The organism is Prochlorococcus sp. MIT 1300, assembly GCF_034092375.1.
GTDB lineage: Bacteria > Cyanobacteriota > Cyanobacteriia > PCC-6307 > Cyanobiaceae > MIT-1300.
The window spans coordinates 1,802,358-1,817,209 of sequence record NZ_CP139302.1 but is presented as its reverse complement, the minus strand read 5'-3'; the positions used below and the strand labels follow the sequence as shown (position 1 = coordinate 1,817,209).

14 protein-coding genes are annotated in these 14,852 nt (G+C 41.6%); 8 read left to right on the top strand and 6 right to left on the bottom strand.

Annotated features, from left to right (window positions below; translation table 11 throughout):
• Positions 1-83: 83 nt before the first annotated feature.
• Positions 84-1,259, bottom strand: coding sequence for a ferrochelatase (gene hemH, locus SOI83_RS09460; RefSeq protein WP_320676456.1), 1,176 nt, complete (start codon positions 1,257-1,259; stop codon positions 84-86).
• Positions 1,260-1,333: 74 nt separating this feature from the next.
• Between hemH and SOI83_RS09455 the strand changes: the two genes are divergently transcribed.
• The 6 genes from SOI83_RS09455 to SOI83_RS09430 all read left to right on the top strand — a co-directional run bounded on the left by SOI83_RS09455 (position 1,334) and on the right by SOI83_RS09430 (position 6,321).
• The gene (locus tag SOI83_RS09455) at positions 1,334-2,497 is read left to right on the top strand and encodes a site-specific integrase (RefSeq protein WP_320676454.1); all 1,164 of its coding nucleotides are present in this window, start codon (positions 1,334-1,336) and stop codon (positions 2,495-2,497) included.
• A gap of 49 nt (positions 2,498-2,546) precedes the next feature.
• Complete coding sequence (gene cobO / locus SOI83_RS09450) at positions 2,547-3,236, top strand: cob(I)yrinic acid a,c-diamide adenosyltransferase (RefSeq protein ID WP_320676452.1); 690 nt, start codon at positions 2,547-2,549, stop codon at positions 3,234-3,236.
• Between the two features lie 305 nt (positions 3,237-3,541).
• Entirely contained in the window at positions 3,542-4,249 is a 708-nt protein-coding gene (pyrH, locus tag SOI83_RS09445; RefSeq protein ID WP_320676451.1) for a UMP kinase, read from the top strand.
• Positions 4,250-4,307: 58 nt separating this feature from the next.
• Positions 4,308-4,856 carry a ribosome recycling factor gene (gene frr / locus SOI83_RS09440; protein WP_320676450.1) on the top strand — a complete coding sequence of 183 codons (549 nt, stop codon included), beginning with the start codon at positions 4,308-4,310 and terminating at the stop codon, positions 4,854-4,856.
• Entirely contained in the window at positions 4,853-5,980 is a 1,128-nt protein-coding gene (locus tag SOI83_RS09435) for a geranylgeranyl reductase family protein (RefSeq protein WP_320676449.1), read from the top strand. The genes frr and SOI83_RS09435 overlap by 4 nt, the downstream gene beginning before the upstream one ends.
• Before the next feature lie 113 nt (positions 5,981-6,093).
• Positions 6,094-6,321 (top strand): hypothetical protein, encoded by a 228-nt coding sequence (locus SOI83_RS09430; protein ID WP_320676448.1) that lies wholly within the window; start codon positions 6,094-6,096, stop codon positions 6,319-6,321.
• A 66-nt stretch (positions 6,322-6,387) separates the two neighbouring features.
• On the opposite strand, the gene SOI83_RS09425 is transcribed toward SOI83_RS09430, so the two are convergent.
• The 4 genes from SOI83_RS09425 to SOI83_RS09410 all read right to left on the bottom strand — a co-directional run bounded on the left by SOI83_RS09425 (position 6,388) and on the right by SOI83_RS09410 (position 11,385).
• Positions 6,388-7,554, bottom strand: a complete 1,167-nt coding sequence (locus tag SOI83_RS09425; RefSeq protein ID WP_320676447.1) for a transaldolase — start codon at positions 7,552-7,554, stop codon at positions 6,388-6,390.
• 96 nt (positions 7,555-7,650) lie between these two features.
• Complete coding sequence (locus SOI83_RS09420; RefSeq protein WP_320676446.1) at positions 7,651-9,459, bottom strand: penicillin-binding protein 2; 1,809 nt, start codon at positions 9,457-9,459, stop codon at positions 7,651-7,653.
• On the bottom strand, positions 9,459-9,986 hold the full coding sequence (locus SOI83_RS09415) for a hypothetical protein (RefSeq protein WP_320676444.1): 528 nt from the start codon (positions 9,984-9,986) through the stop codon (positions 9,459-9,461). The genes SOI83_RS09420 and SOI83_RS09415 overlap by 1 nt, the downstream gene beginning before the upstream one ends.
• A 19-nt stretch (positions 9,987-10,005) precedes the next feature.
• On the bottom strand, positions 10,006-11,385 hold the full coding sequence (locus tag SOI83_RS09410; protein WP_320676443.1) for a CPBP family intramembrane glutamic endopeptidase: 1,380 nt from the start codon (positions 11,383-11,385) through the stop codon (positions 10,006-10,008).
• Positions 11,386-11,479: 94 nt separating this feature from the next.
• Between SOI83_RS09410 and SOI83_RS09405 the strand changes: the two genes are divergently transcribed.
• Together SOI83_RS09405 and SOI83_RS09400 are read left to right on the top strand one after the other, a co-directional pair.
• On the top strand, positions 11,480-12,811 hold the full coding sequence (locus SOI83_RS09405; RefSeq protein WP_320676442.1) for a histidine phosphatase family protein: 1,332 nt from the start codon (positions 11,480-11,482) through the stop codon (positions 12,809-12,811).
• Position 12,812: 1 nt separating this feature from the next.
• Complete coding sequence (locus tag SOI83_RS09400) at positions 12,813-14,081, top strand: dihydroorotase (protein ID WP_320676441.1); 1,269 nt, start codon at positions 12,813-12,815, stop codon at positions 14,079-14,081.
• Here the strand turns inward: SOI83_RS09400 and lepB are convergent.
• Positions 14,068-14,787 carry a signal peptidase I gene (lepB, locus tag SOI83_RS09395; protein ID WP_414153414.1) on the bottom strand — a complete coding sequence of 240 codons (720 nt, stop codon included), beginning with the start codon at positions 14,785-14,787 and terminating at the stop codon, positions 14,068-14,070. The genes SOI83_RS09400 and lepB overlap by 14 nt on opposite strands.
• Positions 14,788-14,852: the final 65 nt, after the last annotated feature.

The window sequence follows — 14,852 nt, the reverse complement described above, 5'->3', positions numbered from 1 at the left end:
ATAGCTGGCTCAATCAATATCAAAGCTGAAACGCAAAACCCACTTACAAGAGGAAAGGCATACTCTCAAAAAGCTAATTCTTCTCACAGCAAACCTAAAAGATGAAGAGGACCTTTACCTATTATCAACTCAAAGACGAATGATAGAAACACAATCATGGCTACTCTCCCATTCCAGACCTCAGAGCTATTATTCCAACCCCATTGCCATTTCTCTTGAGGATAAAGCTTAACCTTTGTAGGAAGTTCCGAGACTGTTTCTAACTCAACTTGAGGGCCATTCAAGCTACTAATAACAAGATCTGCAAGAGAACTAATGAAAGCAGGATAAGTATCCAAAGCAGGGACTCTATAAAAATTCTCAATACCATTCTTCTTCGCCAACTCTCTATACTCAATGTCTATTTCTTCAAGAGTTTCAATATGTTCACTTACGAAGCTTATAGGAACAACAACAAGATCTCTTATCCCAGCCTTGCCAAGGTCTTCCAAGACTTCATTAGTATATGGCCTTAACCATTCTTCTGGACCCACTCTACTCTGATATGCAAGGGTATATGGGTTCTCATATCCAAGGCGGTTTTTAAGTACATTCATTATTAATGCTGCACAACTTTCAATTTCCTTTTGATAAGGGTCACCAGCATCTTCAACATAACTCTTGGGCACACCATGAGCTGTAAAAAATATATTTACTTTAGATGGTATCTCTGACAGAAAAATCTGATTTGAAATCAAATCTGCCATCGCATTCAAGTAACCAGGATGGTTATACCAACTACGGATACATCTAATAGATAACTTTTGGAAAGTAGTGTCTGATTGACGCAACCTTTCTAATTCGCGAAAACTTGAGCCACTAGTACTAATGGAAAAATGAGGGTATAAAGGCAAGACAACAACCTCCTCGATTCCATCGGCCTTGAGATCAGCCACTGCAGATTCAGTAAATGGATGCCAATAACGCATAGCGACATAACTTGTGGCATTAATGCCGCGTTGCCGAAGTTCGCTTTGTAATTCCCTTGCCTGTTGCTCAGTAATTCGGCGGAGAGGAGAGCCTCCTCCAATTGAGAGGTATGCCTGTTGAGATTTACTACTCCTAAGACTACTTATTAACCAAGCCATAGGCTTCTGCAGCGAGCGTATAGGCAGCCGAATAATCTCAGGGTCTGAAAAAAGATTGTAGAGAAATGGGCCTACATCCTGAATGCGTTCAGGGCCTCCCAAGTTCATTAAGACAACGCCTATACGGGTCATTTCGAAAAGAACTCCGTACAAGGGCTTGAGGGAAGCCCTTTTCAACGTCAAGGTAGCAATAACTTTGAAGAATTATGGCTCTCAGCAACCAGCTGAACAAGATCAACACCGAACTCTCTAGAAGAGGAGTCAGATTAAGGATTGAACATCGTGGAGATCTCCTAAATCTTAGAGGCCATCTACCTTGCAAGAAGGAAACAGGAAAATCAAAAATTCAGAGAATCAGTTTAAAAATTCAAGCCACTCAAGAAGGGCTTAAAGAAGCACAAAAAATTCTAGAGTTAGTTCATTTAGAACTAGAGCGCAAGCAATTCAAATGGAATCACTGGTCAACAGTATCTCTAAATAGAGAGGGAAATACAACTTCTAACTCTGACGTTGTGCAAGCAATAAAGAGTTTCGAATCTGCCTTCTTTACGAATCCTCAACGGAAGCAATCCCCTTCTGGAAGCCGCACAACTTGGACTGCCGCATATCTTCCATACCTACGCAGGCTTCAGAAACTATCTCTACAGGGAAAAGGTCAGCTAAGCATTGAACTACTTAAGGAAACTATTGCTTCATATGAAGAAAATAGTAGAAGCAGACAACAATCTGGCATTGCATTAGGAGCACTTGCTAGACACCTAGAAATAAGCCTGCCTAAAGACTGGAAAGCTCATGCTGGAGGATACGGCTTACATAAGGCGAACTTCCGGAAACTGCCAAATGATGAGCAGATTGTTCAAGCTTTTTCTAGAATTCCCAATCCAAGATGGAAATTAGCCTTTGGATTAATGGCCACTTATGGGTTAAGAAACCATGAAATTTTCTATAGCGATCTATCCACCCTGAGCAAAAATTGCGATCAAGTTCTACGAGTCCTTCCTAATACAAAAACAGGAGAACATCAAGTTTGGCCATTTCACCCTGAATGGATAGAAGAGTTCGGTTTATACCAATTAGGAATCAAGCCAAATCTTCTGCCCTTAATAGAAACTGATCTTAAGAAAACTACACTTCAGCAAGTTGGAAGGCGAGTAGCTGAGCAATTTCGTCGCTACAGTATGCCTCTAACGCCATACGACCTTCGTCATGCATGGGCAATACGCACCATACATATAGGCCTACCTGACACTGTTGCGGCAAGAATGATGGGACATTCAGTAGCCATTCATACGCGTACATACCACCACTGGATCACTAAACGTGACCAACAACAAGCAGTAGATGCGGCTCTAGCAAGAGCCCGACAATAAAAAACAAGCCCCCGAAAGTATTATTTAGGTATGCAATTCTGAAATTCCAATGAAATTAGATCACTCAAAAGCAAAAGATCAATTTGACATAGATCAAGTGGCCGAGCAACTTGGCCTAGGAGGCAATCTTTCTCCAGAGAAAGATCAAGCAGGATACCAACTAAGAATGCAACGTAGAAAAGAGGTTCAGCAAAAGCGCTTAGATCAAAGGACCCTCGAAAAAGGTTTAATTCTTGTATTTACAGGAAATGGGAAAGGCAAAACTACAGCCGCACTAGGATTAACTCTACGAATGCTTGGACACAATGAACGAGTTGCAATAGTTCAATTCATTAAAGGTGGCTGGGAACCCGGTGAAGCAAGAGCTCTAAAGGCTTTTGGTGAACAAATAGATTGGCATGCTCTAGGCGAAGGGTTTACATGGGAAACCCAAAATAGAGATAGGGACAAACTCTTTGTCAAAAAGGCCTGGGAGCAATCTCTATTTTACTTAAAAAGTAAAGACCACAAACTAGTAGTCCTTGATGAAATAAATGTTGCAATCAAACTAGGCTACCTAGATTTAACAGAAGTAATTAAGGGCCTTTCATTTAGACCAGATCTAACTCATGTAGTTTTAACTGGCCGAGGTGCACCAAAAGAATTAATTGAAAAGGCAGATTTGGTAACTGAAATGAACTTAGTGCATCACCCTTTTAAAGAAAAAGGAATAAAAGCCCAAGCCGGTATTGAATTTTAGCCATATCAAGATTCCAGATCTTCCTTTATAAGCTTATTCGCACGCAAAAAGTACGGACAAGCCACTAATCAACAATGACTTGTGAAGGGTGAGTTCTGTCTAACAAGATAAATCTTTCCGCATGCATTCAATTTATGAAAGAGTTAAACGCACCATCAAACTACTTTGGCTAAGAGCATCCTTGTTCATGAACCTTAAACAGCTGTCTTATCAAAGCGAGTCAGCAAAATCATTCCCATCAAACCTCTACGGATACTTAGAGGGCTAAGGGAGACTTGCTACTGTCATCAAGATAAGAAGAATGAATGACTTACAACCGTGTACTGCTAAAACTCAGCGGAGAAGCTCTTATGGGTGACAAGCCATATGGGATAGACCCCGCAATAGTTCAATCCATCTCTGAGGATGTAGCAAGTGTCGTGGATGGAGGCACCCAACTTGCAATCGTTGTTGGAGGGGGAAATATTTTCCGAGGACTTAAAGGGTCCGCCGCTGGTATGGACCGTGCCACTGCTGATTATGTCGGCATGCTGGCCACCGTAATGAACGCGATCACGCTTCAAGATGGACTGGAAAGGAAAGGAATACCGACTCGTGTACAAACAGCCATTGAAATGCAAGAAGTAGCTGAGCCCTATATACGCCGAAGAGCAATTCGTCACCTTGAGAAGGGAAGAGTAGTTGTATTTGGTGCAGGCTGTGGAAATCCATTTTTCACAACTGATACGACTGCTGCTCTTCGAGCAGCAGAGATCAATGCAGATGTTGTTTTCAAAGCCACTAAAGTCGATGGTGTCTATGACCAGGACCCGAAGAGGTTCCCTGATGCAAAGCGATTCGACAACCTCACCTTCCAACAGGTTCTTAGCGGAGAACTAGCAGTGATGGATAGCACTGCAATTGCTCTTTGCAAAGACAACAACATCCCTATTGTTGTTTTTGATCTTTTCGAACCTGGCAACATAAGCAAAGCAGTTGCTGGAGAACCAATTGGTTCCAGAATAAGCAACTGAAACCAACCAAAGGTTTATTAATTTGAACCAACTTTTTTGAAAAACCTCTAGGAAGCAAATGGCAAATCAAGAACTCGAATCAAATATGCGTAAGTCGGTGGATGCCACCCAACGCACCTTCAACACAATCCGTACTGGGCGTGCCAACCCTTCTTTACTTGATCGCCTTTCAGTTGAATATTATGGTGCAGAAACCCCTTTAAAATCACTAGCCACAATTTCAACTCCTGACTCACAAACAATTTCAATCCAACCTTTTGACTTAAGCTCACTAAGCCTTATAGAAAAGGCTATTGCAACTAGTGATCTTGGTTTTACGCCCAATAATGACGGAAAAATTATTCGTATTAACGTTCCACCTCTTACAGAGGAACGAAGAAAAGACTTTTGCAAATTAGCTTCAAAATATGCAGAAGAAGGGAAAGTTGCTCTAAGAAATATAAGAAGGGATGCTATCGAAAAAATTAAAAGAATGGAAAAGGAAGGTGAATTCTCTAAAGATCAAAGCCGAGACGAACAAGAGTCTGTACAGAAGCTTACTGACAAATTTTCTAATGAAATAGAAAAGCATCTAGCAGAGAAAGAGGCCGATATACTTAAAGTGTGAGCCTAAAAGATGTAGTTATTATTGGAGCAGGAGCTGCTGGTTCAGCAGCAGCATTTCATCTGGCAAATAATGGGTGGAAGGTAACACTTTTAGAGAAAGATTCTTCAGATTCAATCAAGCCTTGTGGAGGCGGAATAGCCGCAGCCGTTCAAGATTGGTTTCCTTTTGAACTGAGTCCTGCTGTTGTTCAAATTATCAATAGAGTTGAGTTCTCATGGTGTCTTAGTGACAATGTTATTGCACAATTACCAGGCTCTGCTCCTTTTTGGATTGTTGAGCGAAAAAAGCTCGACCAACTTATTACCAACAAAGCCATTGATGCTGGTGCCGAGTTACTAAGGCCTTTCCAAGTAGTTGACTTAAAGAAACAAGCAGGTTATTGGCAGTTAACATCTAAAGATGGCAGAGAACTTGAAAGTAAAGCAGTAGTGATTGCAGATGGATCAAACTCAGTTTGGCCAAAAGTGTTTAAGCTCGGCCCACGAATCCAACATCATGCCTCTACAACCTCTGTAAAGCTCGCAGGGAAAGGAAATCTCTTGGACGGATCAGCAAGATTCGAGTTTGGTCTAGTTCATCATGGTTTTGCTTGGGCTTTCCCAGTAGCAAACGGGGTCAATGTTGGTGTTGGGACCTTCATCGGCGATCAAGCCACAAATAGTGAGGCAATCCTTGAAAAGTTCTTACCAAGTCTTGGTTTTGATCCTCATGAAGGTTCTAGACAAAATGCCCAATTAAGGGTTTGGAATGGCCATCACAATCTTCATGGCGATGGAATACTTGCAGTAGGAGACGCAGCTTCTCTATGTGACCCATTTCTCGCCGAAGGACTAAGGCCTGCGCTCATGAGCGGGTGTGAGGCAGCCCAAAGCATTCATCTCTGGCTACAAGATAAAACTTTTGGACTAGGCAACTACACCAACTCAATGCGTACTAGATGGGGCAACTCAATGGCCTGGGGCAGAAGAATTGCACAAGTTTTCTACCGATTCCCCAAGGTTGGGTATCAACTTGGAATAAAGAGGCCCACAGCGCCTCAACGTATTGCACAAATTCTCTCAGGAGAAATGGGCTATGGCGATATAGCTCAGAGAGTCATTAAAAGACTCTTGTTAAAAAAATAAACCAATGAGCTCGCTTTAAAAAGTTTTCAATAAAATCAATCTCTTTAATTAATTTCTTTACAAATAAAGAAATTAAACCATGATTTAATTAACTATATTCTGAATAAATGTTAATGGACCGTGTAAAAGTTTGGGTTTGGTTTAAAGGAGGGCTTGAGGGTGGATATTGGATGGGTGGTTTTCTCGCAAGCAAAAGTCTCGAAGGCGGGTTCATTATTGAAAAGCAAGATTTTGTAAGTTGCAGAGTTCCAGATTGGAGAATAAGCCTAACTGAACCAAAGGATTTAAAGGTTAGCCCAAACATCCCTGAGGATGCCTTATGGAAATACTCATCAAAATAAAACTGCTTTTTAAGCTAAAGCTGCCATTAGGAAAGTGAGCTTTTAGGCAATAACAAAAGCCAAGTTTTAACTAAGTGCAAGAGCAGCTCCAAGACCAAAGCGAACATCATCTTGCAGGAGTCGACCATCATGATCGTGATCTAATGCATCAAAGACTGCATCACTACCCAACCATTCCTCTCTAGTAATACATCCATCACCATCTAAATCATTCAACATGAAAATTTCTTGAATAGCGTGACTAAAAACCTTTCCTCCCTCAATCACTGCCAAGCGATGTGCCAGTTGAGCTTCAAGTGTTTCAATTGCCTTACTAAAACCACGGATTCCTTCTTCAAGCTTTTCACTAGCCATCTGATCCTTAGACATCAACTGATCAAAATTATTTTTATCTAAGTGGATAAGAGACTCAACTTCGTTAGGGTTACTAGCATCTAACTTCTTAATCAAAGAAGATTCAGTAGTTCTAAGTTGATCTAAAAGTTTTGGAGAAATCGTCAACAAGTCACAACCTGCTAATTCAATAATTTCCTCGACATTACGAAAGCTAGCTCCCATTACTTCCGTTTTATAACCATGCCTCTTGTAGTAATTAAAAATCTTCGTGACAGAAATCACTCCTGGATCTTCAGGGCCTGGATATGCATCCCGTCCTGTTTGGGATTTGTACCAATCAAGGATTCTGCCAACAAAGGGGGAAATCAAAGTCACCTCTGCTTCTGCACAAGCCACTGCCTGAGCAAAACCAAAAAGCAATGTCAAGTTACAACTAATCCCTTCCTTCTCTAAAACTTCTGCGGCTTTTATTCCTTCCCAAGTTGATGCAATCTTGATAAGAACTCGATCTTTCGATATACCCATCTCGTCATACAAACCAATCAACTTCCTGGCTTTGCGAATTGTTCCTTCAGTATCAAAACTCAAGCGAGCATCGACCTCAGTGGATACCCTTCCAGGAACAATTTTCAAAATTTCCTTACCAAAGATTACGCAAATCTCATCAAGGGCCTCATGAACCACATCCTCTACCCCAACAGAATTACCTAGACGATCTCTTGATAATCGCAAAGCTTCATCAATCAAAGTTTGATAACTAGGTATTTGAGCAGCAGCAAGAATCAAAGAAGGATTTGTTGTGGCATCTCTAGGCGTAAAGCGTCGGATAGCATCCAAGTCGCCTGTATCAGCAACAACTACCGTCATCGAGGAAAGCTGATCGAGGAGATTAGCCATAAATAAAGCACTTTCTCAGATGAATCCGTAAGGTAGCCGGCTTTCTTTGGAATACATCCCTTAGTGCGGAGTCACAAGAAAACTTTTCGTCTTGCCTTAACGTTTTGCAGGTTGAAAACGGACTCCTTTCTGACTTGGAGGGATTTTCTCCAGTACAAGTAGACCATCAATAATCTCCTTTGCAACAGGAACAGCCACTGTTGAACCAAAGGCATTGCTCCCCTTTGGTTCATCAACTACTACTAGAACGACAAAACGAGGATCGTCTACAGGTAAATTTGCCACAAAGCTACAGATCTTTGCCCCTGGTTCATATTTGCCATTAACAACTTTTTGGGCTGTACCCGTCTTCCCTCCAATTCGGTAACCAGGTGTTTTAACACCTATGCCACTGCCCAACTCAACTACTGATTCCATCCAAGATCTAACAATTCTTGTCACCTCTGGGTCTAGCAACTGTTTCTTTTCATGGGATGCAAAAGGAACCAGCGCTTCTCCTGCTAATAAACCCTTTGTGATATGTGGTCTAACTAAATACCCATTATTGGCAATCATTGCATGCAGTTGTGCAAGCTTTAATGGCGTCAGAGAAAAGCCCTGACCAAATGATGCTGTTGCGGGTTCAATAGGTTGCGAGACAAAAACTGATTTTAGTTTTATTTGACCTGCAACTGCTCCTGGCAAATCTGTATTGGGATGGTCCTCTAAGCCTAATTTACTTAACCACTCCCAATACTTCTCTGGAGCAAGATTTTTCATGGTTTTAACCATGCCAATGTTGCTAGAAACCTGTAAGAGTTTTGCGAAATCTATTACACCATGAGCGACTCGGTCATGGTTGTAGATTCTCCACCCACCTACTTTCAATGTACCTGTATCTTTAATAGTTTCCCCAGGGTTAATAACCCCTTCTTGTAAAGCCAAAGCTAAGTTTATTGGTTTAAAAGTAGAACCAGGCTCTATCAAGTCTTGAACTGACCACTCACGAAAACGACCTGGTGAAAAATTCCAATAATTATTTGGATCATAAGTAGGCGAAGAAGCAAGTGCCAATATCTCTCCGTTGGAAACATCCAAAACAATTGCTACTCCTTTTTTGGCTCGCCACTTCTTAATCTGACTAGACAAAGCTTTTACTGATAACTCTTGAAGGCGAGCATCAAGAGTCAATTGCAATTGCAAATCATCTCCATAAAAAGCCCCTGGTGGCAAATCATCAGGCAAAGGAGTCCCATCTGCTCCTAATCGCATAGCGTGGGACTTTTCAAATCTCAAAAGTCGCTTATTCAAGCTTTGTTCCAAACCCGCCTGGGGCACTCGGTCTTGATTCAAAAATCCAACAACATTTGCAAAAAGTGACCCCTGTGGGTAAATGCGTTGAGGATAAGCTTCAAGATCTAAACCACTAATACCCAGCCTTCTTAACTCAGATGCACTTTCAGGGTCTAAGCCTTCAGCAAGCTTTACTCCAGATTGTTGATTATCAAGACGGTTGATCAAGTCCTCGATAGGTATAGCTAGAGGCAAAGTAAGTTTTTGTGCTACCTCAACAGGTTTACGAAGCAATCCTTTGGCATCTCCTGGAAAGCTGAAATACATCGGGTGGGCCCAGAGGCGATAACGCTCCTCATCCAAGGCCACTAATCTGCCCATTCGATCAACAATTGATCTACGTGTTCCTAAAGATTTTGTATATTTAGTTTGAAAAGATCTAGCTTTAGCCTCTAAGGCAGGTGCTTGCAAAACCTGCAACCAAGCCATCCTTCCCAATAGACCAACAAGCCCTAAACAAAGTATTGAAAAAACTAGCTTCAGCCTAAATGCAGGAATTGGCTCTAATGGGACCACCCGTTGCTGACGATTAAGGTGACCACGCCCTTTTCGACGAGGTTTTGAGCTCCGCATTAGTAACCGTGATGTATTGGTTGCTTTACAAGACTTTTCAACAACAATTCACTGAATTCATTAGGACTTGATTTAGGAACAGGGTGCTGAAGATAAACAAGATTGGCCACCTTAGTTGGAACCATACTCTTAGGGAAATTAGTCTTTTGCAGCAAATGACTCTCAAGCATTGCTGTTGACTCAGTTAGTCGACTTGCCAAAGTTCTAGTAGTTTCAAGTTTTTTAAAAGCATTAGTCCAAAGATGCTGCCAATGAAGCGTAAGAGTAGACATAAGCGTGACTGCAACCAATACACCTACCAAGGCCCCGTCAGAAGCCTTATGTATTCCAGCAAGCAATGGGAATTGCCGAGCAACTTTTCTAGTAGATAAAGAGCCCTGAATAAGTTGTAGCGGACTCAGAGAACGCGTTCTATAAACAACTCGATCTGAGGACGCCGTGCGCGGTTGTAAAACTGCCACCACGGAATAGGACCTTAATAATTCAGTAAAACACTCCAAAAGCCTCTCAGCAAGAGCAAAAGTCAAAAAGGCTTAAACTAATTTTCTAAGTCCCTAACAACAACAGGCTCGAGAAAGTAACTCCATTCCAAAGAGCATGCATCAGAACACAAGGAAAAAGTCGACCAGAACTTAATCTCAGCATGGCTAGGCCTATACCTAAAACCATTAAAGGAGCCAACTCTCCAACACTTAAATGAGCCATAGCAAAAATCAATGCGCTAGTGACAACACCCCAAAATTGACCAAAAGATTTCGCTAAAACAGGAAGCAAAACCCCCCTAAAAATTATTTCCTCAAAAAGAGGAGCCAATAATACTGTCGTTACTACTAACAAAAAAAGAGCTAAAGGATCCTTGCTATTAAGGACAAGTTCTAATAGTGGGTTGCTACCACCTTGATCTCCAACCAATTTAGTTATCAACCATCCAGTGAGTAAAACTGGAGGCATTACCATCAACCATCCTTGAATCGCCTTTACAAATGCCGAAGGAAAAGGCCTAAATCTCCATTGGAGCCATCCCTCTAAAGGTCTATCAGCACTTTCCAACCCTTGTAACTGTTTTCGTAAAATAAATAAAGGCGGCAAAGCCATTGCACTGTAACCAATAACCACTTTCAGTGCAGCATCAACGGGACTAGCGATGTTCTTAGTCAAAATTCCACTAAAAGGTGCTATAAATAACGGAGCAACAACCTCACCTAAGACAACAAATCCACCAGCAATCAACAAAACCATATCAGCAAGAGAAAGAGGCAAAGGGAATAACTTTGGCCAAGGGGAAGAAGTTTTGCGAATAAATATCCATAACTGCCGAATTAACAATGCCAATCCAGAAAGTGCCGCAAAAACTGGGAATAGCTGACTTATTATTAACCTAACTGCTATGCTTTTTGCGATGGGAAGGTTAATACATTTTTGTTTATCAGCAGTTATAGACTCACAAAGGACCTGCCTAAGTAAATGGTCATATTCTTGGCCAGCAAAAAGCTCATTAAAGGCATTAAAAGAAACAGTTTTCTCTTCAGAGATGCTAGTCAAAAGAACACTTTGCATAGCGGCAAGTGCATTACTTTCCACAGGCTTCAGTAAAACCCTTTGAGAAGCTTTACTAGTTGGTTCAAGTGCTCCCAACAAAAGTCGCTCTCTATCTCCTAAGTCATCTAAAGAGACTTCTCTCAATGTTTTCAACAACGCAGCTCGTGGAGGCTCTCCCAACAAAAATGGTCTAAAGGCAGAAGGCATTCCCTCCTCCGCCAAAACAGCCATCTCCTTTTGATGAAGCGAGAGGGTAGGACTAACAGAGGGTCTACTAAAACTTTCCTGCAAACCTGTCTTCCAAACAAGCACTGTTAAAAAGATGGAAAGGAAAGCTAGGGCCACTTTCCAAGAAGGATTAATGCGTCCCAAGGGGGATTTACTCATCGACAAACGATCAGCAGATACTAATTCTCTTTGATCGAAAAAGACTTGTTCAGGGGATTCCCCATACGATGAACCTGAACAACCATTAATAAGTGTGCCCCTAAGACTTCTACTAGTGCGTCATGGTCTGAGCAGTTTCAACCGGGAGCGCAAGATACAAGGAAGGAATGATCTTTCTCTTCTCACAACTGAGGGAGAAGAACAAGCATCACTCACAGGCAGAGCACTCTCTGACATCCCAATTTCAGCTGTATATAGCTCACCTCTTCGGAGAGCAGCCCATACTACAAAGAAAATAACTGAATCAAGCGGACAATTAATCCAACCTATCTTCGACGAGGGTCTTCTGGAAATAGACCTTGAGCCATGGAGCGGTCTCACAATTGAAGAGGTGATTGAGAAGTTCCCTGAGGAGTACCACACATGGAAGACTGAACCCCATGAACTGATTTTTAAAAGAGCTGATGGCAGCTCCTACAAACCAATCGATGAACTAATAGTTCAAGCAAAGAAATTCCTAAATGGGCTTATAAAAAATCATCCATTAGACAACAATGAGAATCTCCTAGTTGTTGGCCACAATGCAATCCTCCGAGCATTAATACTTAGTCTTATAGATGAGCCAAGACTTGGCTTCAGGCGAATACAAATCGACAACGCTTCTCTATCTACTTTAAACATAATTTCTTTTGATGATGGTAAGTTCACTGCTCAGATTGAATGCTTGAATAATACCACTCACCTTAAAAAAGGTCTTCCACGAAAAGGCCCTAATACAAGGTTAATTCTTGTGCGGCATGGTGAAACTGACTGGAACCGTGAGGGACGGTTTCAAGGGCAAATCGATATACCACTCAACAAGAATGGTCAGGCACAAGCATTGGCAGCAAAGGATTTTCTTAAGTCTACAAAAATAGATCGTGCTTATAGTAGTTCCATGTCAAGGCCTAAAAAAACGGCTGAAATTATTCTCGATTGCCATCCTGACATTCCACTGTCAATAGAAGAAGAATTGGTTGAGATAAGTCATGGCTTATGGGAAGGAAAACTAGAGTCTGAGATAAAAACTAATTGGCCAAAACTTTTAGAAGACTGGAAAAACATACCAGAATCAGTCCAGATGCCTGAAGGAGAAAGTATTAAGGATGTATGGGGACGTTCTATTTGTTGCTGGGAGAAAATAAGCTCAGACTCAGATCCCAACGAAACAGTGCTAGTTGTTGCTCATGATGCTGTTAATAAAACAATACTCTGCCATCTACTAGGACTTTCCCCATCAGATATATGGATGGTTAAACAAGGAAATGGTGCCGTAACAATTATCGATATCTCAATAGATTCAGATCTTCCTGCAATTGTTACTTGCCTAAATTTAACCTCGCACCTTGGAAGTGTTCTCGATAAGACCGCAACAGGAGCTCTTTAAAGTGAATCACAAATCTATACTATTTGACCCCATTCAGATTCTTTTTGGATCTAATGAGAACGTTAAAAGAGATGCAGTGCTCATTTCAGGACAAGGAGAATTAATTGCTTTTGGAGAAGATGCACGAAAACAAGGGCATTCATTAGGTCTAAACGCAATTTTAGCATCAGAAAAATTACTTGCACCTTGTTTAGTTGACCCGCATTCTGTTTTATCAGAGCCAACAAATGACAAAGGTGAAAATCTTAAAAGTCTCCGTATTGCTCTTGCAAGAGCTGGTTATGGACAAGTTGCTCTACTGCCTAGATGTTCTTCTTCTTGGAGAGACCGACCAGAAAGGCTTGAGGGTTTTTTAAACTCAACTAGCGATGTCTTAATACACCTTTGGGGAAGCTTCAGCAAAGAAGGGAAAAGCATCGAACTATCTCCACATGCCAGCCTTTTACAACATGGAGCAATCGGAATTACCGAAGATGACTTTTACATTCCAAGCTCATTTCTCGAACGAGGCCTATTAATCGGAGGAATGGGCTCAGCACCAATCTTATTAGCTCCAAGAGATCCAAATATCCAGGGCAATGGAATGGTTAGAGAAGGAGTTGAAGCACTTAGGGCTGGCTGGGCTCCAGATCCAGTTACCAGTGAAACACTCCCATTAGGGAGCATTCTCCAGCTACAAAAACACCATCCAGAGCGTTCAATAGTCATCATGAATATAGGGACAGCTGATGGGGTCGAATTAATTGCTAATTCCAAACAATCCTGCCCAGCCAGCGTTTGCTGGTGGCACCTTGTTGCTGATAGTAGTCTCTTAAACCCAGAAGAACTCGGCTGGAAAGTCAATCCATCATTAGGCAACCCAAAAGACAGGGAAGCCTTAATCCATGGTTTAAAAGAAGACACACTTACCGCCATCTCAGTTCATGCAATTCCTTTAGACGAAGAAGACTCTCAAACTCCACCGAACATTCAGTTGCCAGGTATAGCTGGGCACCAACTGGTATTGCCTTCTTTATGGAATGAACTCGTTGTTAAATCTAAATGGCCTATAGAGAAACTCTGGGAAAAGCTCAGTTTTGGCCCCTCCAAGATGCTCCAACTACCAGAAGAGCATTTGGAACTAGGTACTAAACGTTGGCTTCTATTTGATCCAGATGAATATTGGGTACAGCGCCGAAGAGAAATACAAAACCCCAACGCTGCAAATCAACCCTGGGAAGGCAAAACCTTGAAAGGGAAAGTAATCGCCTCAGGCCTTAAGGCTTACTAATTGCACCTATACGATTTAGAGGCCAAAACCGCCATACAGCTCTTCCTAAAATCTCACTTTCTGGCAGGAAAGGACTCCCTGGCCAAAAACGACTATCCCAACTATTACTCCGGTTATCTCCAAGCACTAAAACATGTTTTTCCGGAACCGTTACATCCAAAAATGGGCAGGGACTAATACCTTGTCCGTCTAACTTGCAAAAACTTTTTACATAAGGTTCTTTTTGAAGTTGATCATTAACAATAATGTGTCCTTTAGAGTTGATAGAAACTGAATCCCCCCCTATAGCAACAACTCTTTTTATATAGGCATCACAAGCATTATTTCCTAGGCCTGGCACCAAAGAAATAAATGGGAATGTTATCAATGCACATTTTAAAGAGGAAGGCCTCTTGGATGGACGCAATAAAGGATCGAACGCATATGGAGAATTAAATACAACGACTTCTCCCCTTCTTGGAGGTCGGACCTTAAAGGTCATTTTTTCTACAATTAATCGATCTTGAACCTTTAAAGAAGGAAGCATGGATCCAGAAGGGATATATCTCGCTTCTGCGACGTAATAACGAATCCCTAGATATAGAGAGCATGTAAAAAGGACTGGCCCCCAAAAGTCCCAGAATGGATGAGACTCTTTGCTTGAACTAGACAAGTCAGAAGAATGGCTCTTGTCAACCTGATTCTTATCCGTATTCAATTCAGACAATTGATTATGGGAGAATTTCAGCTTCACGATAAACCCATGCTTCTCAATTGATTGCATCTAGAAGT

Coding starts and splice junctions, on each gene's coding strand:
- SOI83_RS09455 (WP_320676454.1), top strand. CDS start 1,334: ATGGCTCTCAGCAACCAGCTGAACAAGATCAACACCGAACTCTCTAGA.
- cobO (WP_320676452.1), top strand. CDS start 2,547: ATGAAATTAGATCACTCAAAAGCAAAAGATCAATTTGACATAGATCAA.
- SOI83_RS09410 (WP_320676443.1), bottom strand. CDS start 11,385: ATGAGTAAATCCCCCTTGGGACGCATTAATCCTTCTTGGAAAGTGGCC.
- frr (WP_320676450.1), top strand. CDS start 4,308: ATGGCAAATCAAGAACTCGAATCAAATATGCGTAAGTCGGTGGATGCC.
- SOI83_RS09420 (WP_320676446.1), bottom strand. CDS start 9,459: ATGCGGAGCTCAAAACCTCGTCGAAAAGGGCGTGGTCACCTTAATCGT.
- SOI83_RS09425 (WP_320676447.1), bottom strand. CDS start 7,554: ATGGCTAATCTCCTCGATCAGCTTTCCTCGATGACGGTAGTTGTTGCT.
- hemH (WP_320676456.1), bottom strand. CDS start 1,259: ATGACCCGTATAGGCGTTGTCTTAATGAACTTGGGAGGCCCTGAACGC.
- pyrH (WP_320676451.1), top strand. CDS start 3,542: ATGACTTACAACCGTGTACTGCTAAAACTCAGCGGAGAAGCTCTTATG.
- SOI83_RS09430 (WP_320676448.1), top strand. CDS start 6,094: ATGGACCGTGTAAAAGTTTGGGTTTGGTTTAAAGGAGGGCTTGAGGGT.